20 protein-coding genes and 1 tRNA gene are annotated in these 22,672 nt (G+C 67.6%); 11 read left to right on the top strand and 10 right to left on the bottom strand.

Annotated features, from left to right (window positions below):
• Nucleotides 1–18: 18 nt before the first annotated feature.
• From KCH48_RS13235 to rpmH, 9 genes are all read right to left on the bottom strand, one after another.
• On the bottom strand, nt 19–636 hold the full coding sequence (locus KCH48_RS13235; RefSeq protein ID WP_210573461.1) for a GNAT family N-acetyltransferase: 618 nt from the start codon (nt 634–636) through the stop codon (nt 19–21).
• Between the two features lie 326 nt (nt 637–962).
• Entirely contained in the window at nt 963–2,063 is a 1,101-nt protein-coding gene (locus KCH48_RS13230; protein ID WP_210573459.1) for a ParB/RepB/Spo0J family partition protein, read from the bottom strand.
• Entirely contained in the window at nt 2,060–3,133 is a 1,074-nt protein-coding gene (locus KCH48_RS13225) for a ParA family protein (protein ID WP_210573829.1), read from the bottom strand. Before KCH48_RS13225 ends, KCH48_RS13230 begins: the two co-directional genes overlap by 4 nt.
• A gap of 337 nt (nt 3,134–3,470) precedes the next feature.
• On the bottom strand, nt 3,471–4,187 hold the full coding sequence (gene rsmG / locus KCH48_RS13220) for a 16S rRNA (guanine(527)-N(7))-methyltransferase RsmG (protein ID WP_210573457.1): 717 nt from the start codon (nt 4,185–4,187) through the stop codon (nt 3,471–3,473).
• A 126-nt stretch (nt 4,188–4,313) separates the two neighbouring features.
• A complete protein-coding gene (locus KCH48_RS13215; protein WP_210573454.1) occupies nt 4,314–4,826 on the bottom strand; it encodes a R3H domain-containing nucleic acid-binding protein in 513 nt (170 codons plus the stop codon).
• Nucleotides 4,827–4,841: 15 nt separating this feature from the next.
• Nucleotides 4,842–6,113, bottom strand: a complete 1,272-nt coding sequence (yidC, locus tag KCH48_RS13210) for a membrane protein insertase YidC (protein WP_210573438.1) — start codon at nt 6,111–6,113, stop codon at nt 4,842–4,844.
• Between the two features lie 3 nt (nt 6,114–6,116).
• Nucleotides 6,117–6,470 (bottom strand): membrane protein insertion efficiency factor YidD, encoded by a 354-nt coding sequence (gene yidD, locus KCH48_RS13205; RefSeq protein ID WP_210573436.1) that lies wholly within the window; start codon nt 6,468–6,470, stop codon nt 6,117–6,119.
• Nucleotides 6,467–6,838 carry a ribonuclease P protein component gene (gene rnpA, locus KCH48_RS13200; protein ID WP_210573434.1) on the bottom strand — a complete coding sequence of 124 codons (372 nt, stop codon included), beginning with the start codon at nt 6,836–6,838 and terminating at the stop codon, nt 6,467–6,469. Before rnpA ends, yidD begins: the two co-directional genes overlap by 4 nt.
• 21 nt (nt 6,839–6,859) lie before the next feature.
• Nucleotides 6,860–6,997, bottom strand: a complete 138-nt coding sequence (gene rpmH, locus KCH48_RS13195) for a 50S ribosomal protein L34 (protein ID WP_003949374.1) — start codon at nt 6,995–6,997, stop codon at nt 6,860–6,862.
• Between the two features lie 363 nt (nt 6,998–7,360).
• Between rpmH and dnaA the strand changes: the two genes are divergently transcribed.
• From dnaA to KCH48_RS13150, 9 genes are all read left to right on the top strand, one after another.
• Nucleotides 7,361–9,271, top strand: coding sequence for a chromosomal replication initiator protein DnaA (dnaA, locus tag KCH48_RS13190; RefSeq protein WP_210573432.1), 1,911 nt, complete (start codon nt 7,361–7,363; stop codon nt 9,269–9,271).
• An 859-nt stretch (nt 9,272–10,130) separates the two neighbouring features.
• On the top strand, nt 10,131–11,261 hold the full coding sequence (dnaN, locus tag KCH48_RS13185; protein ID WP_210573431.1) for a DNA polymerase III subunit beta: 1,131 nt from the start codon (nt 10,131–10,133) through the stop codon (nt 11,259–11,261).
• Between the two features lie 140 nt (nt 11,262–11,401).
• Nucleotides 11,402–12,277 (top strand): phosphogluconate dehydrogenase (NAD(+)-dependent, decarboxylating), encoded by an 876-nt coding sequence (gene gnd, locus KCH48_RS13180; RefSeq protein WP_210573429.1) that lies wholly within the window; start codon nt 11,402–11,404, stop codon nt 12,275–12,277.
• Between the two features lie 52 nt (nt 12,278–12,329).
• A complete protein-coding gene (recF, locus tag KCH48_RS13175; protein WP_210573427.1) occupies nt 12,330–13,451 on the top strand; it encodes a DNA replication/repair protein RecF in 1,122 nt (373 codons plus the stop codon).
• Entirely contained in the window at nt 13,448–13,990 is a 543-nt protein-coding gene (locus KCH48_RS13170; RefSeq protein ID WP_210573425.1) for a DUF721 domain-containing protein, read from the top strand. The genes recF and KCH48_RS13170 overlap by 4 nt, the downstream gene beginning before the upstream one ends.
• Before the next feature lie 387 nt (nt 13,991–14,377).
• On the top strand, nt 14,378–16,438 hold the full coding sequence (gyrB, locus tag KCH48_RS13165) for a DNA topoisomerase (ATP-hydrolyzing) subunit B (RefSeq protein WP_210573423.1): 2,061 nt from the start codon (nt 14,378–14,380) through the stop codon (nt 16,436–16,438).
• Nucleotides 16,439–16,480: 42 nt separating this feature from the next.
• Nucleotides 16,481–19,075 (top strand): DNA gyrase subunit A, encoded by a 2,595-nt coding sequence (gyrA, locus tag KCH48_RS13160; protein WP_210573421.1) that lies wholly within the window; start codon nt 16,481–16,483, stop codon nt 19,073–19,075.
• A 17-nt stretch (nt 19,076–19,092) separates the two neighbouring features.
• Nucleotides 19,093–19,881 carry a DUF3566 domain-containing protein gene (locus KCH48_RS13155; RefSeq protein ID WP_210573419.1) on the top strand — a complete coding sequence of 263 codons (789 nt, stop codon included), beginning with the start codon at nt 19,093–19,095 and terminating at the stop codon, nt 19,879–19,881.
• Between the two features lie 124 nt (nt 19,882–20,005).
• A tRNA-Ile gene (locus KCH48_RS13150) sits at nt 20,006–20,079 on the top strand.
• A 208-nt stretch (nt 20,080–20,287) separates the two neighbouring features.
• Here KCH48_RS13150 and KCH48_RS13145 read toward each other — a convergent pair.
• Nucleotides 20,288–20,623, bottom strand: a complete 336-nt coding sequence (locus KCH48_RS13145) for a DUF6344 domain-containing protein (RefSeq protein ID WP_210573417.1) — start codon at nt 20,621–20,623, stop codon at nt 20,288–20,290.
• Between the two features lie 327 nt (nt 20,624–20,950).
• Between KCH48_RS13145 and KCH48_RS13140 the strand changes: the two genes are divergently transcribed.
• Nucleotides 20,951–21,079 carry a DLW-39 family protein gene (locus KCH48_RS13140; protein WP_003999697.1) on the top strand — a complete coding sequence of 43 codons (129 nt, stop codon included), beginning with the start codon at nt 20,951–20,953 and terminating at the stop codon, nt 21,077–21,079.
• Nucleotides 21,080–21,371: 292 nt separating this feature from the next.
• Nucleotides 21,372–22,667, top strand: a complete 1,296-nt coding sequence (locus KCH48_RS13135; protein WP_307840876.1) for a hypothetical protein — start codon at nt 21,372–21,374, stop codon at nt 22,665–22,667.
• Nucleotides 22,668–22,672 lie beyond the last annotated feature (5 nt).

The following is a 22,672-nucleotide window of genomic DNA, read 5'->3' as shown; positions in this document are numbered from 1 at the left end:
CGCTTGTCCGGGAGATCTCTACAGCGGCCGCAGCACCGGCTCCTTCTGAACCGCCCCCAGCAACCGGTCCAACGCCATCTCCACGTCTTCCTTCCAGGAGAGCGTCGTTCGCAGCTCCAGACGCAGTCGCGGATATGTGGGGTGAGGCCGGACCGTCTTGAAGCCAACGGCCGTCAAATGGTCGGCAGGCAGCACACAGGCCGGCTCCGACCAACGAGCGTCCCCGAAGGCTTCGATCGCTTTGAAGCCCCGGCGCAGCAGATCCTTCGCGACCGTCTGCACCATCACCCGGCCCAGCCCCTGGCCCTGGTAGCCCGGCATGATGAAAGCGGTCATCAACTGCACGGCATCAGGTGAGACAGGACTCGTGGGAAACGCCGTCGACCGGGGGACGTAGGCGGGAGGGGCGTACAGCACGAAACCCACGGGCACTTCATCGACGTACACCACTCGGCCGCAGGATCCCCAGTCCAGCAGGACGGCGGAGATCCAGGCTTCCTTCTCCAGCGCCGGGGTGCCCGCCTTTACCGCGGCTTCGCCACTGACTGGGTCCAGTTCCCAGAAGACACACGTGCGACAGCGCTTGGGAAGGTCCTGAAGGTTGTCCAGCGTGAGCGGTACGAGCTGGCGCCCCATGAAGGCTGTTCCTCGCTTCCTTCGCCTGCCGCGTCGCGGGCGGCCGTCAGGGCGCTTCGCTCCCGGAGCAGGCTGCCGACGAATCCGCCGACCGCGCCCAGCCCGAGGCCCGCGCTCACCAGTCCGGTGCGGCTCACCGTTCGCATGGCCTCTGCCTCCCCTGAGAGGTGCTGCCGGGTGGATGCGCCATACCCGAACGCATCGTATCCACGATTGCGATTCGATCGATACTGCCAAAAAGCAAAGAGCGGACCGTGTTCCGGTACACACCGGACACGGCCCGCTCTGCAGACCGCCCAAGGCACAACCACCAGGCAGCCGGAGGATCAGTCCTCGGAGTCCTCAGCGTCGTCATCGTCCAGAAGACTCTTCTGCAGGACAGGACCCTCGCCGGGAGCAAGCGAGCCGAGGATGCGCTCAAGATCCTCTATCGAGGCGAACTCGACCGTGATCTTGCCCTTCTTCTGTCCCAGGTCCACCTTCACCCGCGTCTCGAAGCGGTCCGAGAGACGGGACGCCAGATCGGTCAGCGCCGGGGAGACCCGGGCTCCGGCCCGGGGCCCCTTGGAACGCTGGGCCTTCTGCGGGCGGGAGCCCATCAGGGTCACGATCTCTTCGACCGATCGAACCGAGAGCCCCTCGGCCACCACCCGGTAAGCCAGCCGCTCCTGCTCCTCCGGGTCGTCGACGGACAGGAGCGCCCGCGCATGCCCGGCGGAGAGCACACCGGCGGCCACCCGGTTCTGGACCTTCGGCGTGAGCTTCAAGAGGCGCAGGGTGTTGGAGACCTGAGGGCGGGACCGGCCGATGCGGTCCGCCAGCTGATCGTGCGTGCAGTTGAAGTCCTTCAGCAGCTGATCGTAGGCAGCCGCCTCTTCGATCGGGTTCAGCTGAGCACGGTGCAGGTTCTCCAGGAGCGCGTCCAGGAGGAGCTTCTCGTCGTCCGTGGCCCGCACGATCGCCGGGATCGCCTCGAGCCCCGCCTCACGGCAGGCCCGCCAGCGCCGCTCGCCCATGATGAGCTCGTAACGGGCGGGGCCCATCTGCCGTACGACGACCGGCTGAAGGAGACCGACCTCCTTGATGGAGGTGACGAGTTCCTGCAACGCATCCTCGTCGAAGACCTCACGCGGCTGACGCGGGTTCGGCGTGATGGCGTCGAGAGGGATCTCGGCGAAGTGGGCGCCCATGGGAGACGCGGGCGCCTCCGCCACGCCGTTCACCGACGGTTCCTCGGTTTCACGTGAAACAGGCGGCAGCGTGGCCACCTTGGCCGCGGCCACGCCACGGTCGGTCGTCAGCACCGGCACTGCCGTGGGGGACGGGGAAGCAGCGCCTCCCACCGCGGGGGGCACCGTCTTCTCCGTCGGGGCTGCCGGGATCAGTGCGCCGAGACCACGGCCCAACCCCCTCCGTCGCTCGCTCACTGGATCCCCTCCACCATGTTCGGGTCGCTCTGGGCACCGATATGGGCGTGCGTCGCTTCGTAGGTGACGCCCACGCCCTTCAGTGCGATTTCTCGTGCCGCTTCAAGATAGGACAGGGCACCGCTCGATCCAGGATCGTAGGTCAGCACCGTCTGCCCGTAGCTCGGCGCCTCGGAGATACGGACCGAGCGGGGAATGCTCGTCCGCAGCACCTCGTCCCCGAAGTGGCTGCGCACCTCGTCCGCGACCTGGGACGCAAGGCGCGTCCGGCCGTCGTACATGGTGAGCAGGATCGTCGATACATGCAGATTGGGGTTGAGGTGCCCCCGCACCAGGTCGACGTTGCGCAGCAGCTGGCCCAGGCCTTCCAGTGCGTAGTACTCGCACTGGATGGGGATGAGGACCTCCGCGCCGGCCACCAGCGCATTGACGGTCAAGAGGCCGAGCGAGGGCGGGCAGTCGATGAGGATGTAGTCCAGCGGCTGCTCGTAGGCCTGGATGGCCCGCTGCAGCCGGCTCTCTCGTGCCACCAGGGAGACCAACTCGATCTCCGCACCGGCGAGATCGATCGTGGCGGGTGCACAGAAGAGGCCCTCGACATCAGGGACCGGCTGGACGACTTCCGAGAGCGGCTTGCTCTCGACCAACACGTCGTAGATGGAAGGAACTTCGGCGTGATGGTCGATTCCCAGGGCGGTGGACGCATTGCCCTGGGGGTCGAGGTCGATCACCAGGACACGGCCGCCATGCAAGGCCAGCGAAGCGGCAAGATTGACGGTCGTCGTTGTCTTGCCCACGCCCCCCTTCTGGTTGGCGACCACCATGACCCGGGTCTGCTCAGGCCGTGGCAGGCCCTCGCCGGCGCGGCCCAGAGCCTCCACCGCCAGTTGGGCAGCACGACCGATGGGAGTGTCGTCCATCGGGGGCGGTGTTTCACGTGAAACATCGTCCCCCATCGACTCGGTACGGGGACCGGGGACCGGATCGGTCATCGGTCCCGCGATGTTGGCGTCGGACCGCAAGGATTCACTCTCCTCGACTTCAGGCTCGCAATGAACAGAGCCTCCCATGTCTTCGGGGTCGTGAACCAGTGAGGCCTGTTGTTCTGTGGAGAATTCCACCTCTGTGGACAACTCCGTGCCCCCTGAGGGGGACCGAGAGCCGCCGGAATCGGAAGCTGGCGCCTCACCGAGTGATCCGAGAGGCTTTCGGTCGCGAGGTTCGGCCGCGGCGCGGCCGCGACTGATGATGCCGTGCAGCAATGAGCGACGTTTCACGTGAAACACGATGCACAGCAGCCCTGGCCGGAGTGTCGCGACACTCCGGCATGCGTAGGTTTGGCAGCTTGTGTGGCGTACGTGTCGTCGTCAGGACGGATCAGCGGCGCACCTCACGCGCCCACTCATCTCAACGGCGTCGACGTGCCCGCCCCGTCCGGGCCGCCTTCGCACGCTTCGCCGCAAAGCGCACACCTCCAGGGCTCTCCCCGACCTCGACCCGGACGACGGTGGACATCGGATCCACCACTCCCTCGCCCACATGGAGGATGGACGTCTCCACGGCTCCGAGCTTGCTCAGCGCCGTGGACGCGCTCTTCAGCTCCTCCTCGGCCGCATCACCCTTGAGCGCGAGCATCTCGCCGTACGGGCGCAGCAGCGGGATGCCCCACGTGGCCAATCGGTCCAGTGGCGCCACGGCCCGCGCTGTCACGACATGCACCGGCGTCAGCTTCCCCATGACTTCCTCGGCTCGGCCGCGCACCACCGTCACGTGATCGAGCCCCAGCAACTCCACGACCTCGGTCAGGAAGGTGGTGCGGCGCAGCAGCGGCTCCAGCAGCGTGATCTTCAGGTCCTCCCGGACGAGGGCCAGAGGAATGCCGGGCAGGCCTGCGCCCGAGCCGACATCGCACACGGTCACCCCCTCGGGCACGACCTCGGAGAGCACAGCGCAGTTCAGCAGGTGCCGCTCCCACAGCCGGGGCACCTCGCGCGGGCCGATCAGACCGCGCTGCACGCCCGCCTGGGCGAGCAACTCGGCATAGCGCACGGCATCAGCGAAGCGATCGCCGAACACCTCGCGCGCCTGCTCCGGCGCAGGGGGAAGCTCCACTGCCTCCGTCACGGGGACCGTCCTTCCGTACCGCCTCGGCGCACCGAACGCCGACCACGAGAACCACCAGAACTATCAGGCTGACAAAGTTCGGCCCCGCCTGCCGGGCAGACGGGGCCGGAGAACCGCAGGGACCGATCAGGCGGGCAGTACAACGACGAACCGCTGCGGCTCCTCGCCCTCGGACTCGCTGCGCAGACCCGCGGCCTTGACCGCGTCGTGCACGACCTTGCGCTCGAAAGGACTCATCGGCTTCAGCTTCATGGGCTCACCGCTGCTCCTGACCTCAGCAGCCGCTTTCGCGCCCAGCTCGGAGAGCTCCGCACGCTTCCTGGCCCGGTAGCCCGCGATGTCCAGCATCAGGCGGCTGCGGTCCCCGGTCTCCCGGTGCACGGCCAGCCGCGTGAGCTCCTGGAGCGCCTCCAGCACCTCACCGTCACGGCCGACCAGCTTCTGCAGGTCACGGGTCCCGGAGTCGCTGATGATCGACACAGCCGCGCGGTCCGCCTCGACATCCATGTCGATGTCGCCGTCGAGATCGGCGATGTCCAGCAGACCCTCAAGGTAGTCCGCCGCGATCTCGCCCTCCTGCTCCAGGCGGGTCAGGGTGTCTGCGCCCTCGGCAGCGGCGGAGGTGGTGCCTTCCGTCACGGGATGGACTCCTTCTTACTTCTTGGTCGGGGACTTGGGCCGCTGCGGACCCTTGCGCTGCCCGGACTGGGCCTTGCTGCGGCCACCGCCACCGGGCTTCTGCGCGGCCTTCTTCGCGGCGGGCTTGGCGTCCTCGGGCTCATCGGACTTGCTCAGTGACGTCTTCGGCTCGGAGGACTCACCGGCCGGCTTTGCTGCGCCGGCCTGCCGCTGGGACTTGGACTGCCGCTTCGGCTGCTGGCGCCTGGGGGTGGCGGTCGTCGGCGTACCGTCCTCCGTCTGCACGACGGTCGCGGTCTCGCCCTTCACCACGGTGCCGTCCGCCTGAGCCGCGAGGCCCGCCTTGCTCAGGCCGTTGATGAACTTCCGCTCGTACTCGTTGCGGTCACGGCCCTTGGCCACGATGGCCTTGACGATGGCCTTCTCACCGCGGCCACGCGTCTTGCCGTGGTGCGTGACGTGCTTGTACAGGCGCTCCAGGTACGCGGCCTGCGCCTTGGAACCCGGAGTCGGGTTGTTGCGGATCACGTACATCTGCTGGCCCATGGTCCACACGTTGGTGGTCAGCCAGTAGAGGAGGACACCGACCGGGAAGTTGATGCCGAAGACGGCGAACATGACCGGGAAGATGTACATCAGCATCTTCTGCTGCTGCATGAACGGCGTCTTCACCGTGGTGTCGACGTTCTTCGTCATCAGCTGGCGCTGCGTGTAGAACTGCGACGCCGACATCATGACGATCATGACCGCGGTGATGATGCGGACAGTGGTCAGCGAGGCGTCGAGGGCGGCGACGTCCGAGGCGCTGTCGGTGAACTTCGCGGCCAACGGAGCGCCGAAGATGTGCGCCTTCTGCGCGCTGTCCAGCAGGTTCTGGTTGATGGAACCGATGGTGTCGTTGTTCGCGATGCTGTTGAGCACGTGGTACAGAGCGAAGAAGAACGGCGACTGCGCCAGGATGGGAAGGCACGAGGAGAGCGGGTTGGTACCCGTCTCCTTGTACAGCTTCATCATCTCTTCGGACTGACGCTGTTTGTCGTTCTTGTAGCGCTCCTGGATCTTCTTCATCTCGGGCTGCAGCGTCTGCATCGCCCGGGTCGCCTTGATCTGCTTCACGAAGAGCGGGATCAGGCAGATACGGATCAGAATCACCAAGGACACGATGGACAGGCCCCAGGCCCACCCGGTGTCATCGCCGAAGATGGCGCCGTACACCGTGTGGAACTGGACGATGACCCAGGAGACAGGTGTCGTGATGAAGCTGAAGAAGCTGGCAATCGTGTCCACTAATCATGCTCCTTGGGCATGGGACGGGGTCTCTGCGGCCGGGCTCGAAGGAGTCTGCCCCTCGGTGGCCGTTACGGCGGCGGAGTTCCCGCCCCTGCGTGTGCGCCAGGCGTCACGCAGCATTTCGTGCCACCGCGGGCGCTTGCGCGGCGGGACATGGTCCACACCGCCCAGCGACCACGGATTGCACCGCAGGATGCGCCAGGCGGTAAGTGCCGTTCCCTTGATCGCACCGTGCCGGTCGATGGCCGTATAGCCGTAGTGGGAGCACGACGGGTAGTACTTGCAGACCGGCCCGAGCAGCGGACTGATCGTCCACTGGTAGAGCTTGATCAGAGCCAGTAGCGGGTACTTCATCGTGCGCCCCCTCCCAGCAGCCGCCGCAGAGCGGCATCCAGGTCTTGGGCCAGTTGTCCATGGTCGGCGTCGCCCGCGCCGGGCAACGCTCGTACGACTACCAGGCTACCGGGGGGCAACAGGGCGACTCGCTCCCGCATCAGATGACGGAGTCTGCGCTTCACCTTGTTCCGGACGACCGCGCCGCCCACCGCCTTGCTCACGACGAAACCCGCACGCGTCGGGGGAGCGCTCTCCCCAGGCGCGTGCGGGTCCGTGGCACCGCTTCGAAGGTGGACGACGAGAGTCGGGCGTCCGGCCCTGCGTCCTCGTCGTACCGCGGTCGCGAAGTCCTCGCGCCGCCTCAGCCGGTTCTCGGTGGGCAGCACGACGTCATGACCTGACCGGGATCAGGCGGACAGACGGGCGCGACCCTTGCCACGGCGGGACGCGAGAATCGCGCGGCCGGCACGGGTGCGCATACGCAGCCGGAAGCCGTGGGTCTTCGCGCGACGACGGTTGTTCGGCTGGAAGGTGCGCTTGCTCACTCGGGGGCTCCAGAAATCAATCGGTGGTGGCGGGTGCCGTCCTGGCTGTCACCGTGCGCCCACGAGTAGCTCGCATCACGCCCGAGTGCACCGCTTCCCGATCACCTTCAGCGATCTGTGCCCATCGGAGGCAGGCGGCAGCAGCCATCGACAACTCGACCTGGTCACGGTACGCGGGGCTACGCCATCCGGTCAAACCAAGGGCTCACAGGAGACACTATCCACAGCCTGGGGACAACAACTTGAACCGCACCCGTCGCCCTGACTACCTTGGCTGGACTCCGATTCGCCCGTCCCATCCGATGTGAATCCCAATCCGTCCCACAACCACACGTTCGTGGGACCCACGAGAGAGCGTGCCCTGTGGCTGACGTACCTGCCGATCTTGCCGCAGTGTGGCCACGAGTACTGGAGCAACTCCTCGGGGAGGGCCGCGGGCAGGGCGTCGAAGCGAAGGACGAGCGCTGGATCCGCCGCTGCCAGCCCCTGGCACTGGTCGCGGACACCGCCCTGCTCGCCGTACCGAACGAATTCGCGAAGGGCGTACTGGAGGGCCGTCTCGCACCGATCGTCAGCGAGACGCTGAGCCGCGAATGCGGCCGCCCGATCCGCATCGCGATCACCGTCGACGACTCCGTCGGCGAACCCCCGGCCCCGCCCGCGCGCCCCCGTTACGAAGAACCGGAACTCCCCTCCTCCCAGTACGAGGGCTACGGCCGCCACCGCGCCGACGACCGCTCCGGCACCCCGAGCGACCAGCTGCCCCCGCCCCGCACGGACCAGCTCCCGACGGCCCGCCCCGCGTACCCCTCGGAATACCAGCGCCCCGAACCCGGCGCCTGGCCCCGCGGATCCCAGGACGACTACGGCTGGCAGCAGCAGCGGCTCGGTTTCCCGGAGCGCGACCCGTACGCGTCACCGTCACAGGACTCGTACCGGTCCCAGGACTCCTACGGCTCACAGGACTCGTACTCCCCGCCGTCCCAGGACTCGTACCACCAGCCCTCCCAGGACTACCGTCCGCAGTCCATGGAGCGCCCCTCCTACGACACGCAGCGCTCCGACTACGAGCAGTCCCGCTCCGACTACGACCAGCGTGACGCCCGCCGGGAGCGGCCCGAGCCGCCGTCCGGGTCCGGGCATGTGCATCGCGGCGGACCGGTCGGACCCACGCTCCCCACGACCGGCGCCCCCGGCCCACTGGCCGCGCAGCCCGCGCCGGCGACCGGCCCCGGCGAGCCGACCGCACGCCTGAACCCGAAGTACCTCTTCGACACGTTCGTCATCGGCGCCTCCAACCGCTTCGCGCACGCGGCCGCAGTGGCCGTCGCCGAGGCGCCGGCGAAGGCGTACAACCCCCTCTTCATCTATGGGGAGTCGGGGCTCGGCAAGACGCACCTGCTGCACGCGATCGGGCACTACGCGCGCAGCCTCTACCCGGGCACGCGCGTGCGGTACGTGAGCTCGGAGGAGTTCACCAACGAGTTCATCAACTCCATCCGCGACGGCAAGGGCGACAGCTTCCGCAAGCGGTACCGCGAGATGGACATCCTGCTCGTCGACGACATCCAGTTCCTCGCGGACAAGGAGTCGACGCAGGAGGAGTTCTTCCACACCTTCAACACCCTCCACAACGCCAACAAGCAGATCGTGCTCTCCAGCGACCGGCCGCCGAAGCAGCTGGTGACCCTGGAGGACCGGCTGCGGAACCGTTTCGAGTGGGGCCTGATCACCGACGTCCAGCCGCCCGAGCTGGAGACCCGTATCGCCATCCTCCGCAAGAAGGCGGTGCAGGAGCAGCTCAACGCCCCGCCGGAGGTGCTCGAGTTCATCGCCTCCCGGATCTCGCGCAACATCCGCGAGCTAGAGGGCGCGCTGATCCGGGTGACGGCGTTCGCGTCGCTCAACCGGCAGCCGGTGGACCTGGGCCTGACCGAGATCGTCCTCAAGGACCTCATCCCCGGCGGTGAGGACTCGACGCCGGAGATCACCTCGACGGCCATCATGAGCGCGACCGCCGACTACTTCGGGCTCACGGTCGAGGATCTGTGCGGCAGCTCGCGCGGCCGCCAGCTCGTCACAGCCCGCCAGATCGCCATGTACCTGTGCCGCGAGCTCACGGACCTGTCGCTGCCGAAGATCGGCGCGCTGTTCGGCGGCCGCGACCACACGACGGTGATGCACGCCGACCGCAAGATCCGCAATCTGATGGCCGAGCGGCGCTCCATCTACAACCAGGTGACCGAGCTGACGAACCGCATCAAAAACGGCTGACGACCACAAGGTCACGGCACCGAGGGCGCCCTTCGGAGGAGATCCGGAGGGCGCCCTTCGTTATGCCGCAGCCACCTGGTGTTCGATTACGTGCCGGGTTACGGCCACTCTCCACAGATTCGGTGAGTTTCTGCCGTCCACACCCTGGGGACTGGGGAGTTGTCCAGATCCTGTCCACAGCAGACTCCGCTGACAGACCATCAAGCCAGCTCACGTGGTTGTGGATCGGTGGACGAACGATCTCCACAGACTGTGGACAGCGAAAAGATCCACAGGGTGTGCACGAAGTTGTCCACCGGCAACCCACAGGCTGGGGCCAGTTGTCCCCAAGGATGGCCCGCTTCTCCACACCGCTGTCCACTGTTCGGCAACGCGACGCGCCTCCTCACCGGGACGAGTGAAAGGCGTCACATCAAGCTGCCGGGTTGGTCTGTGGGAAAGCTGGGTAAAGCTGGGGACAGCCCTGGGGAGAAGTCACCCCAGGCTGTGCATGGGGTGTGCAGAACTTTCCGTTCTCCACAGATTCGCCTAGTTGTCCACCGGTGTCACCCACAGGGTCCGTGGACAAAATCTTGCCGCTGACCTGGGAAAACAGGGTTATCCACGGTATCCACAGGCCCTACTACTACTCCCAACTAGAGAGAGAGCGGAATTCGCTTCGAAGTGGGTCCTGTGCACAACTCGCTCTTCGGCGCCCGACTGCCCCTCGTCACGACTTGACCCCGAGAGGCACCTACTGTCAGTGCCGTGCGTCAGACTGTTCCCCGGTGTCGTTCCCCTCACAGGGACCGAGCACACCGAGACAGACGACGAAGCCAGGCAGGCCGAGAAGCGCCGGCAACAGCAGGAGGCGGCAACAGTGAAGATCCGGGTGGAACGCGACGTACTCGCGGAGGCAGTGGCCTGGGCGGCGCGCAGCCTCCCGGCCCGTCCGCCGGCGCCTGTCCTCGCCGGCCTGCTGCTGAAGGCCGAGGACGGCCAGCTGAGCCTGTCCAGCTTCGACTACGAGGTCTCCGCACGCGTGTCGGTGGAGGCCGAGGTCGAGGAGGAGGGCACGGTCCTCGTCTCCGGCAGGCTGCTCGCCGACATCTCCCGCGCCCTGCCCAACCGCCCGGTGGAGATTTCCACAGACGGTGTACGGGCGACGGTGGTCTGCGGCTCCTCCCGGTTCACACTCCACACACTGCCTGTGGAGGAGTACCCGGCGCTGCCGCAGATGCCGTCGGCGACCGGCACCGTCCCCGGCGAGGTCTTCGCCTCCGCCGCCTCCCAGGTGGCCATCGCCGCAGGCCGTGACGACACGCTTCCCGTCCTCACCGGTGTGCGCATCGAGATCGAGGGCGACCGGGTCACCCTGGCCTCCACCGACCGCTACCGCTTCGCGGTCCGTGAGTTCCTGTGGAAGCCGGAGAACCCGGAGGCGTCCGCGGTCGCCCTGGTCCCCGCCAAGACGCTCCTGGACACCGCCAAGGCGCTGACCAGCGGCGACAGCGTGATCCTGGCGCTGTCCGGCTCGGGCGCGGGCGAGGGCCTGATCGGTTTCGAGGGCGCCGGCCGACGTACGACGACGCGGTTGCTGGAGGGCGACCTCCCGAAGTACCGCTCGCTGTTCCCGACAGAGTTCAACTCGGTCGCCGTGATCGAGACCGCCCCCTTCGTGGAGGCCGTCAAGCGCGTGGCCCTGGTCGCCGAGCGCAACACTCCTGTGCGGCTGAGCTTCGAGCAGGGCGTGCTGATCCTGGAGGCCGGTTCCAGCGACGACGCACAGGCTGTGGAGCGGGTGGACGCGCAGCTGGAGGGCGATGACGTGTCGATCGCCTTCAACCCGACCTTCCTGCTGGACGGCCTGAGCGCCATCGACTCCCCGGTCGCGCAGCTGTCCTTCACGACGTCCACCAAGCCCGCGCTGCTCAGCGGCAAGCCGGCGCTGGACGCCGAGGCGGACGAGGCCTACAAGTACCTGATCATGCCGGTCCGCCTCAGCGGCTGACCGCGGCCGACGAGAACACCGCAGGTCGGGGCATACGTTTGAGCGCGTATGCCCACAGGTGTGCGTGAGAGTCCGGGTTTAGGCTCGGACATGGGTACGAAGGTGCCTCACACGCCACACAGCAACCTAAGGAACAACTGATGGAGCTCGGTCTCGTCGGCCTCGGCAAGATGGGCGGCAACATGCGCGAGCGGATCCGCCGCGCAGGCCACACCGTCATCGGATACGACCGCAACCCGGATCTGGCCGATGTCCACAGCCTGGAAGAGCTTGTGGGCAAGCTCGCGGGCCCGCGCGTCGTATGGGTGATGGTCCCGGCCGGTGCGCCCACCCAGTCGACCATCGACGAGCTGGCCGAACTGCTGGAGCCCGGTGATGTCGTCGTGGACGGCGGCAACTCGCGCTGGACGGACGACGAGAGGCACGCGGAGGAGCTGGCCGCCAAGGGCGTCGGCTTCGTCGACTGCGGTGTCTCCGGCGGCGTCTGGGGCCTGGAGAACGGCTATGCGCTGATGTACGGCGGCGACGCGGAGAATGTCGCCAAGGTGCAGCCGGTCTTCGACGCCCTCAAGCCCGAGGGCGACTCCGGTGCGGTGCACGCCGGCAAGGTCGGTGCCGGCCACTTCGCGAAGATGGTCCACAACGGCATCGAGTACGCCATGATGCAGGCCTACGCCGAGGGCTGGGAGCTCCTGGAGAAGGTCGACTCCGTGACCGACGTCCGGGAGGTGTTCCGTTCCTGGCAGGAGGGCACGGTCATCCGCTCCTGGCTGCTCGACCTCGCGGTGAACGCCCTCGACGAGGACGAGCACCTTCAGAAGCTGCGCGGTTATGCACAGGACTCCGGGGAAGGCCGCTGGACTGTGGAAGCCGCCATCGACCACGCCGTGCCGCTGCCGGCGATCACGGCGTCCCTGTTCGCGCGGTTCGCCTCGCGGCAGGAGGACTCTCCGCAGATGAAGATGATCGCGGCGCTGCGGAACCAGTTCGGTGGCCACGCGGTCGAGACGAAGTAATCCACAGGGCCGCTGAGCGGTCCACGACACTGGGGGAGGTCGGCGAACGACCATGCACGTCACGCATCTGTCGCTGGCCGACTTCCGCTCGTACGCCCGGGTCGAAGTTCCGCTCGACCCGGGCGTCACCGCCTTCGTCGGCCCCAATGGGCAGGGCAAGACGAACCTCGTCGAGGCGATCGGCTACCTCGCCACTCTGGGCAGTCACCGTGTCGCCTCCGACGCCCCTCTCGTCCGGATGGGCGCCGACCGTGCGGTCATCCGCGCGCAGGTCAAGCAGGGCGAGCGGCAGCAGCTGGTCGAGCTGGAGCTGAACCCGGGCAGGGCGAACCGCGCTCGCATCAACAGGTCCTCGCAGGTCAGACCCCGTGATGTGCTGGGCATCGTACGGACTGTGCTGTTCGCGCCCGAGGACCTCGCTCTGGTCAAGGGCGATCCCGGGGAGCGGCGCCGCTTTCTCGACGAGCTGATCACCGCCCGGTCTCCGCGTATGGCCGGTGTGCGCTCGGACTACGAGCGGGTCCTCAAGCAGCGGAACACCCTGTTGAAAAGTGCTGCGTTGGCTCGTCGGCACGGCGGTCGTTCGATGGATCTGTCGACCCTCGACGTCTGGGATCAGCACCTTGCGGGCGCGGGCGCCGAGTTGCTTGCTCAGCGCCTGGATCTGATAGCCGCGATCCAGCCGCTGGCCGACAAGGCGTACGAGCAACTGGCGCCCGGTGGCGGGCCGGTGGCCCTGGAGTACAAGCCGTCGGCGCCGGGTGAGGCGCACACGCGCGAGGACCTCTACGCGCAGGTGATGATGGCGCTCGCCGATGCGCGCAAGCAGGAGATCGAGCGGGGCGTCACCCTCGTAGGGCCTCATCGAGACGATTTGAATCTCAAACTGGGTCAGATGCCGGCCAAGGGATACGCGTCCCACGGTGAGTCCTGGTCGTTTGCGCTGGCGTTGCGGCTGGCGTCGTACGACCTGCTCAGGGCCGAGGGCAATGAGCCGGTGCTGATCCTCGACGATGTGTTCGCCGAGTTGGACACCCGGCGGCGCGAGCGGCTGGCCGAACTGGTGGCACCCGGTGAGCAGGTGCTGGTGACGGCCGCGGTGGACGACGACGTACCGCACGTGCTGACGGGGACGCGGTACACGGTGTCGGACGGGACGGTGGAGCGCGCATGACGACCGACGATCCCAAGAAGGCAGCCGAGCAGGGGGCACCCGAGCCGTCCGGGGTGGACCTCGCGCGCGTGGCGTTGCGCGCGGCGAAGGAACAGGCACGCGCGCGTGGCGATGCCGTGCAGCAGAAGAAGCAGGCGCGTCGCGGTGGCCTGCGCTCCGGCGCGGGTGCCGATGGACGCGACCCCATGGCGCTCGGCGCCGCGATCAACCGCCTGATCACCGAGCGGGGTTGGGAGGCCCCGGCCGCGGTGGGCGGGGTGATGGGCCGCTGGCCGCAGATCGTCGGCGAGGACGTCGCCAAGCACTGTGTGCCGGAGCGGTACGACGAGGACGAGCATGTGCTGATCGTGCGCTGCGACTCCACGGCCTGGGCGACGAACCTGCGTCTGCTCGCCCCCACGCTGGTCGCCCGGCTGAACGAGGATCTGGGCCATGGCACGGTGCGGTTGATCAAGGTGAACGGCCCTGGTGGTCCGCCCCGCCGTTACGGTCCGCTGCGTGCTCCGGGCAGCACGGGCCCCGGCGACACCTATGGGTGACGGACATCACGTCCAGGCAAGCGATCAACGCGCGTCGACGTCCGCGAAGTACCGGTGGACGCGGTTGCGAATCGCGACCTGACTCCGAAGTAGCCATGGGTTGACAGCCGAAAGCGCTGAGTGCCGCTGTGAGCCTCTTGGAGCCCCGCTCCGTATATGGGGACCCGGCGGAGACCGATTCAGGGCGCCACATGAGGACTCAGGTACCGGCAAACCCCCATCACTGTCGGCGCTACCGGTAGACTGGAAGCTAATCCCGCCCCATCCGTGGGGACCGTCCGGGAAAAGCTGAGCAACGCTGATCAAGGCTTACCAACGCAACATGCCGCAGCCGCTCCGGCAACCTGCCGGCGAGCCTGGCTCGTGCTGTGCCAGAAAGGGCGCTTCGTGGCCGATTCCGGCAACCCCAACGAGAACATCCCGTCCACCGACGCCGGCGCCAACGGCGCGGTGATTTCGTCGAACGGCGAGGTCACCGCCTCGTACGACGCCAGCGCCATCACCGTCCTCGAGGGTCTGGACGCGGTCCGCAAGCGACCCGGTATGTACATCGGCTCGACCGGTGAGCGCGGACTGCACCACCTCGTGTACGAGGTGGTCGACAACTCCGTCGACGAGGCGCTGGCCGGCCACGCGGACACCATCGACGTCACGATCCTGGCCGACGGCGGCGTCCGCGTGGTCGACAACGGCCGTGGCATCCCGGTGGGCATCGTGGCCTCGGAGGGCAAGCCTGCCCTCGAGGTCGTGCTGACCGTGCTGCACGCGGGCGGCAAGTTCGGCGGCGGCGGCTACGCGGTCTCCGGTGGTCTGCACGGCGTGGGTGTCTCCGTCGTGAACGCGCTGTCCTCGAAGGTCGCCGTAGAGGTCAAGACCGACGGGTACCGCCACACGCAGGACTACAAGATGGGCGTCCCCACGGCGCCCTTGGTCAAGCACGAGGCCACGGACGAGACCGGCACGTCGGTCACCTTCTGGGCCGACGCCGACATCTTCGAGACCACGGAGTACTCCTTCGAGACGCTCTCGCGGCGCTTCCAGGAGATGGCGTTCCTCAACAAGGGTTTGACCATCAAACTCACTGATGAGCGCGAGTCGGCGAAGGCGACCTCCGGGGCCGACGAGGCCGGCGCGGACGAGACCGCCGAGGTCAAGAAGGTCACGTACCACTACGAGGGCGGCATCGTCGACTTCGTGAAGTACCTCAACTCCCGCAAGGGAGAGGCGGTGCACCCGACGGTGATCGACCTCGAGGCCGAGGACAAGGACAAGGCCCTCTCCCTCGAAGTCGCCATGCAGTGGAACAGCGGCTACAGCGAGGGCGTGTACTCCTTCGCCAACATCATCCACACCCACGAGGGCGGCACCCACGAAGAGGGATTCCGCTCGGCGCTGACGAACCTGATCAACAAGTACGCGCGCGACAAGAAGCTGCTCCGTGAGAAGGACGACAACCTCACGGGCGACGACATCCGCGAGGGTCTGACCGCGATCATCTCGGTGAAGCTGAGCGAGCCGCAGTTCGAGGGCCAGACCAAGACCAAGCTGGGGAACACGGAGGCGAAGACCTTCGTCCAGAAGGCGGTCTACGAGCACCTCAACGACTGGCTGGACCGCAACCCGAACGAGGCCGCGGACATCGTCCGCAAGGGCATCCAGGCCGCCACCGCGCGCGTGGCCGCCCGCAAGGCGCGCGACCTGACCCGCCGCAAGGGCCTGCTGGAGTCGGCGTCCCTGCCGGGCAAGCTCTCCGACTGCCAGTCGAACGACCCCACCAAGTGCGAGATCTTCATCGTCGAGGGTGACTCCGCCGGCGGCTCGGCCAAGTCCGGCCGCAACCCGGAGTACCAGGCGATCCTCCCGATCCGCGGCAAGATCCTGAACGTGGAGAAGGCCAGGATCGACAAGATCCTGCAGAACCAGGAGATCCAGGCGCTGATCTCGGCCTTCGGCACCGGAGTCCACGAGGACTTCGACATCGAGAGGCTGCGCTATCACAAGATCATCCTGATGGCGGACGCCGACGTCGACGGCCAGCACATCAGCACCCTGCTGCTCACCTTCCTGTTCCGCTTCATGCGGCCGCTGGTCGAGGCCGGGCACGTGTACCTCTCCCGTCCCCCGCTGTACAAGATCAAGTGGGGCCGGGACGACCTCGAGTACGCATACTCGGACCGCGAGCGCGACGCGCTGATCGAGATGGGCCGCCAGCGCGGCAAGCGCATCCGCGAGGACTCGATCCAGCGCTTCAAGGGTCTCGGCGAGATGAACGCCGAGGAGCTGCGCATCACCACGATGGACCAGGAGCACCGCGTCCTCGGCCAGGTCACCCTCGACGACGCCGCGCAGGCCGACGACCTGTTCTCGGTCCTCATGGGCGAGGACGTCGAGGCACGCCGCGCGTTCATCCAGCGCAACGCCAAGGACGTCCGCTTCCTCGACATCTGAGTCGGTCTCAGCTGACCGCACCAGGAAGGATCTTCACCAGCAATGGCCGACGAGAACACTCCCTTCACGCCTGAAGAAGGCGGCGACATCGCCCAGCGTGTCGAGCCCGTCGGGCTCGAGACGGAGATGCAGCGCTCGTACCTCGACTACGCGATGTCCGTCATCGTCTCCCGTGCGCTGCCGGACGTCCGGGACGGGCTCAAGCCCGTTCACCGCCGCGTCCTGTACGCCATGTACGACGGCGGCTACCGCCCCGAGCGCGGCTTCTACAAGTGCGCCCGCGTCGTCGGCGACGTCATGGGCAACTACCACCCCCACGGCGACTCCTCGATCTACGACGCCCTGGTCCGCCTCGCCCAGCCGTGGTCGATGCGCATGCCGCTCGTCGACTCCAACGGCAACTTCGGCTCTCCGGGCAACGACCCCGCGGCCGCCATGCGGTACACCGAGTGCAAGATGGCGCCGCTGTCGATGGAGATGGTCCGCGACATCGACGAGGAGACCGTCGACTTCACGGACAACTACGACGGCCGCTCCCAGGAGCCGACCGTCCTGCCCGCCCGGTTCCCGAACCTGCTGATCAACGGCTCGGCCGGTATCGCGGTCGGCATGGCGACCAACATCCCGCCGCACAACCTGCGCGAGGTCGCGTCCGGCGCCCAGTGGTACCTGGAGAACCCCGAGGCCTCGCACGAGGAGCTCCTGGACGCCCTCATCGAGCGCATCAAGGGCCCGGACTTCCCGACCGGCGCGCTCGTCGTCGGCCGCAAGGGCATCGAGGAGGCGTACCGCACGGGCCGTGGCTCGATCACGATGCGCGCGGTCGTCGAGGTGGAGGAGATCCAGGGCCGCCAGTGCCTGGTGGTGACGGAGCTGCCGTACCAGGTCAATCCCGACAACCTGGCGCAGAAGATCGCCGACCTGGTGAAGGACGGCAAGGTCGGCGGTATCGCGGACGTCCGTGACGAGACCTCGTCACGCACGGGCCAGCGACTGGTCATCGTGCTGAAGCGGGACGCGGTCGCCAAGGTCGTCCTGAACAACCTCTACAAGCACACCGACCTGCAGACCAACTTCGGCGCCAACATGCTGGCCCTGGTCGACGGCGTGCCCCGCACCCTCTCCCTGGACGCGTTCATCCGCCACTGGGTGACACACCAGATCGAGGTCATCGTCCGCCGGACGCGCTTCCGCCTGCGCAAGGCCGAGGAGCGCGCCCACATCCTCCGCGGCCTCCTCAAGGCCCTGGACGCCATCGACGAGGTCATCGCGCTGATCCGGCGCAGCGACACCGTCGAGATCGCGCGCGGCGGCCTGATGCAGCTCCTGGAGATCGACGAGATCCAGGCCAACGCCATCCTCGAGATGCAGCTGCGCCGCCTCGCCGCGCTGGAGCGCCAGAAGATCGTCCAGGAGCACGACGAACTCCAGGCGAAGATCAATGAGTACAACGAGATCCTCGCCTCGCCGGTCCGCCAGCGCGGCATCGTCAGCGCGGAGCTGACCGCGATCGTCGAGAAGTACGGCGACGACCGCAAGACCATGCTGGTGCCCTACGACGGCGACATGTCCATCGAGGACCTCATCGCCGAAGAGGACATCGTGGTGACCGTCACACGTGGCGGTTACGTCAAGCGCACCAAGACCGTCGACTACCGCGCCCAGAAGCGCGGCGGCAAGGGCGTGCGCGGCGCGAAGCTCAAGGAAGACGACATCGTCGACCACTTCTTCGTGTCCACCACCCACCACTGGCTGCTGTTCTTCACCAACAAGGGCCGCGTCTACCGGGCGAAGGCGTACGAGCTGCCGGACGCCGGCCGTGACGCGCGCGGCCAGCACGTGGCCAACCTGCTCGCCTTCCAGCCGGACGAGGCGATCGCAGAGATTCTCGCGATCCGCGACTACGAGGCGGCGCCCCACCTGGTGCTCGCCACCAAGGGCGGTCTGGTCAAGAAGACGCCTCTGAAGGATTACGATTCGCCGCGTTCCGGTGGCGTCATCGCGATCAACCTCCGTGAGACAGCGGACGGTTCCGATGACGAACTGATCGGAGCCGAACTCGTATCGCCCGATGACGATCTGCTTCTGATCAGCAAGAAGGCGCAATCGATCAGGTTCACTGCCACGGACGACGCCCTGCGTCCCATGGGCCGTGCCACCTCGGGTGTCAAGGGCATGAGTTTCCGCGAGGGCGACGAGCTGCTCTCGATGAATGTTGTTCGACCCGGTACGTTCGTGTTCACTGCCACCGACGGCGGGTACGCGAAGCGGACCGCTGTCGACGAGTACCGCGTCCAGGGACGCGGCGGCCTGGGCATCAAGGCCGCCAAGATCGTGGAGGACCGCGGATCGCTCGTCGGTGCGCTGGTGGTCGAGGAGACCGACGAGATCCTCGCCATCACGCTGTCCGGCGGTGTGATTCGTACGCGAGTCAACGAGATCAGGGAGACAGGCCGTGACACCATGGGCGTCCAACTGATCAACCTGGGCAAGCGCGATGCCGTCGTCGGTATCGCACGCAACGCCGAGGCGGGGCGCGAGGCAGAGGAAGTCGACGGCGACGTGGCCGTGGACGAGACCGCTGAGGGTGTCGCGACCACCGGCACGGACGAGGGCGAGGCGCCCTCGGACGAGTAAGCGAGGAGTGAGTCATCGTGAGCGGAGCCACGGGCGCCGGACCGACCGGTACGGACACGGACGGCGGCGGCAGTGGCTCCGCCGCGCGTGTGACGGACTCGCACACGACCAATCTGCAAGCGATCAAGTCGTCCCCGACCGACTCGCACTCGCCTGACACTCATGGATCCCAGGGGGGAACTGTGACGGACACCCGTGGCTCGCAGACCCAGCAGCACGCGGCTGGGGCGGGCTCGGCCGCTCCGGGCTCCCAGCCCCGGCCGTCGGACCGGCAAGCCGCCCAGGCGGCGCAGCAGCCGTCGGCCTCTCCGCTGCCGGGAGAGCGCCAGCCACAGCAGCCCGCCGGCCCGTACCACCCGCCGCAGGCCTACCCGCCGGCGGCGGCGCCCGCCGGTGCCGTACGCCGACCCCGAACGGGCGCGCGTACGACGCCCCGCACCCGCAAGGCCCGGCTGCGCGTGGCGAAGGCCGACCCCTGGTCGGTCATGAAGGTGAGCTTCCTGCTCTCCATCGCCCTGGGTATCTGCACGATCGTCGCGTCGGCGGTGCTGTGGATGGTCATGGACGCGATGGGCGTCTTCTCGACCGTCGGCGGCACGATCTCCGAGGCCACCGGCTCGAACGAGTCGAACGGCTTCGACCTCCAGTCCTTCCTGTCCCTCCCGAACGTCCTGATGTTCACGTCGATCATCGCGGTCATCGACGTCGTCCTCGCGACGGCCCTGGCGACCCTCGGCGCGTTCATCTACAACCTGTCGGCGGGCTTCGTGGGCGGCGTCGAGCTGACGCTCGCCGAGGACGAGTGACATTAACCGGCAACGCCGCTTCAAACCTCGGTCGACGGTCCTCTGACTATCGATTTTGGGACTGCCCACGTCGTGCGCTAATCTTCAGGGGTCAGCGCGCGGGACGTACACCGCAGAGCGCGGCGGGGCTATAGCTCAGTTGGTTAGAGCGCATCCCTGATAAGGATGAGGCCACAGGTTCAAATCCTGTTAGCCCCACAGCGGCACAGCGCCAGGTGAGAAGCCCGGTAGATCTCCAGGATCTACCGGGCTTCTGCATGTGTAGATCTTGGTATCCCGCTACTGCCCCGTGACGTGTTCGTAAGAAAGGCCCGGCCGCTCGAGTCGAGCGGCCGGGCCTTGGTCCGGGCGGTGCTGTACGCAAGTTCGCCGTTGCGGGATGGGGGAGGAAGAAGCGCGCCGCGGGTCAGCGCTGGAGGGGCGTGAGGGGCTCGGCCGGGTCGCAGAGGGCGGCGGCTTCGAGTGCCGCGTCCGCGACCGTGTCCGTCTGCGGTCGGTGCCGGCAGCTGGGGGACTTTCCGTGGGCCTCGGCGCGGATGCGTTGCTTCATGGTGGGGGGCAGCGAGCGGGACCAGGCCCAGGGGATCGGCGGCGCCGTCACGTGCGTGACGCTGTTGCTCGTGGCCTCGGACTGCGGTACGGCCGCGTTCGCGGTCGTGGTGGCGAATCCGAGCGCCGTGCACAGCGCGAGGAAGGCGGTGACGATGGCGGTCCACAGCTTCATGACCTTGTTCCTGGCCATGGCCCCTCACTTTCGGGTTGGGCGATTTGCGTACTTTCCTCATGATGTTTATGTGGGCCGCGAAGTGGTGGACCGACGCCCCTTGCGCATCGATGTTCCGATCAACACCACACGAATGGGTGCAGAGGGGATGAAAAGCGCAAGGAGGGTCATAAAGTCGCCGTCCGTGTCGGTGTGATCACCCTCCGATCGGAGCGATGTCATCCGCTTCTACTGCGGTGTTCCGGACGGGAGTTGGCTGCGGACGCAGGTCACCGATCGATATCGGTCGGTGTGTATAGTCGGGCGGCAGAGGTCCCCTACGTCAAGGAAAGACGAGGTCGCGCGGTGAAGAAGCTTCTCCTGGTCGCACTGGCCGCCATCGGCGGGCTCCTCGTGTACCGCCAGATCCAGGCGGATCGCGCCGAGCAGGATCTGTGGACGGAGGCGACTGACTCCGTGCCCACGGGTTCGTGAGTATCGACATCGGATTCTGAAAACCCCGGCCGCCGAGCGGTCGGGGTTTTGTGTTGCGGGACATCCCCGGATGTGTGAGGGGATGCGATGTGCCACCAGGTGCCTTCGAGGCGGGCGTTTCGGCCGCTCGTACGGATTGCGCGGATGACATACCCCCGAGCGGGGCAGGATGGGCCACGGTCCCGGGTCCGGCGACGACGAGGGGTGGCGTGTCATGGGGCGGCGGCGTACGACGTGGGGGCGTGCGAGGGGATGGCCCGGTCGTCGACCCTGTCCGCCGCGGTACGCGCGCGTGGCTGTCGTGGCAGCCGTCCTGTGCGCGGTGACGGTTCTGCCGGGGGGCGCGGCGCTCGCCGCAGGGGCGACGCCCGGCTCCAATGCCTTCGGGGCGCCCGGCTCGTACGCCTTCGACGAGGACGCCCGGTCCGTCGAGGGGGCGGCAGTCACCACGGAGGCCGACCGGCTGGACGTGGCCACGACGTACCGCAGTTCCCTCCCCCAGGGCGGCAAGCTCTTCTACCGCCTCGAACTCGACGCCACGTCGGACGTGTACGTCTCCGTGACCGCCGTCCCGCGCGCGGGCACCACAGTGACCCCCACCGACAGTCTCAAGGTGTCGGTGCAGGACGCCAACGGCCGCTCCTGTTCGTACGACACCGCCACCTTCGGAAGTCGCAGCCCGCACCCGATCGCCGCCTGGGCAGAGCGTGAGGCCGCCACGAGCGCCTCCTCCTGCGAAGGCGTGGGCACCTACTACGTGGTCATCGAGCGCGTCGACCGGAGCGGTTCCTCACCCGACGCCTGGGACCTGGAGCTGGCTCCCGTCTCGGAACCACGGCTGAGGCAGACCGATGCGACCGAGACCGAAGCACCCAAGGACTGGAACTCCGCCTCGCCCTCACCGCTGCTGAGCGAGGCCGAGGACCGCGACGGCGGCGGTGGATTCACCCGGGCCGCATCCATCGGTCAAGGCGTCTGGCGCGACGACCTGCGGCCCGGGCAGACCCTCTTCTACAAGGTGCCGGTCGACTGGGGACAGCAGCTCTACGCCACCGCCGAGTTGGGCAGTACGAGCGGCGACGGCAGCCTCGTGGCCGCCGCCCTGGACATGTCCCTCTACAACCCCGTCCGCGCCCATGTCGACGACGTCAGCCTGCACTACAACGGCAGCCAGAAGGCGGAGTCGATCGATCCGCTGCCGCCGGTCGCCTACGTCAACCGCTATGCCGGTCGCTCCGACCCGGTCAGCGGCATGCGGTTCGCGGGCTCGTACTACCTCGTCGTCCATCTCGCGGAGCAGGTGGCCGAACAGTTCGGCGACGGGCCCTTCGGACTGACCCTGCGGATCCGTGTCAGCGGTGCGGCCGAGGCCGAGCCCGGTTATGCGGGGAAAGCCGAGCCACCAAGCCTTTTCGACGTCACGGCCCAGGGCCAGGAGGCCGTCATCGGGGGCGGCTCCGGGGTATCCGGGAGCGGCGACGCCGCGATGACGGTGATCGCCGTGGGCGGGATCGGCGCGGGCACGGTGCTGGTGGCGGTGCTCGGGGTGTGGACGCTCGTGGCGCGGAGGCGGGCCGGGGCCTGGTAGAGCGG

Source organism: Streptomyces sp. GESEQ-4 (genome assembly GCF_017948455.1).
GTDB lineage: Bacteria > Actinomycetota > Actinomycetes > Streptomycetales > Streptomycetaceae > Streptomyces.
This window is presented reverse-complemented; position numbering and strand designations above follow the sequence as displayed.

What these genes read in the sequence shown, in the direction of transcription:
- KCH48_RS13235 (WP_210573461.1), bottom strand. Translation starts at nt 636, where the DNA reads ATGGGGCGCCAGCTCGTACCGCTCACGCTGGACAACCTTCAGGACCTT.
- KCH48_RS13225 (WP_210573829.1), bottom strand. Translation starts at nt 3,133, where the DNA reads ATGGGAGGCTCTGTTCATTGCGAGCCTGAAGTCGAGGAGAGTGAATCC.
- yidD (WP_210573436.1), bottom strand. Translation starts at nt 6,470, where the DNA reads ATGAAGTACCCGCTACTGGCTCTGATCAAGCTCTACCAGTGGACGATC.
- gnd (WP_210573429.1), top strand. Translation starts at nt 11,402, where the DNA reads ATGGAGCTCGGTCTCGTCGGCCTCGGCAAGATGGGCGGCAACATGCGC.
- recF (WP_210573427.1), top strand. Translation starts at nt 12,330, where the DNA reads ATGCACGTCACGCATCTGTCGCTGGCCGACTTCCGCTCGTACGCCCGG.
- KCH48_RS13170 (WP_210573425.1), top strand. Translation starts at nt 13,448, where the DNA reads ATGACGACCGACGATCCCAAGAAGGCAGCCGAGCAGGGGGCACCCGAG.
- gyrA (WP_210573421.1), top strand. Translation starts at nt 16,481, where the DNA reads ATGGCCGACGAGAACACTCCCTTCACGCCTGAAGAAGGCGGCGACATC.
- KCH48_RS13145 (WP_210573417.1), bottom strand. Translation starts at nt 20,623, where the DNA reads ATGGCCAGGAACAAGGTCATGAAGCTGTGGACCGCCATCGTCACCGCC.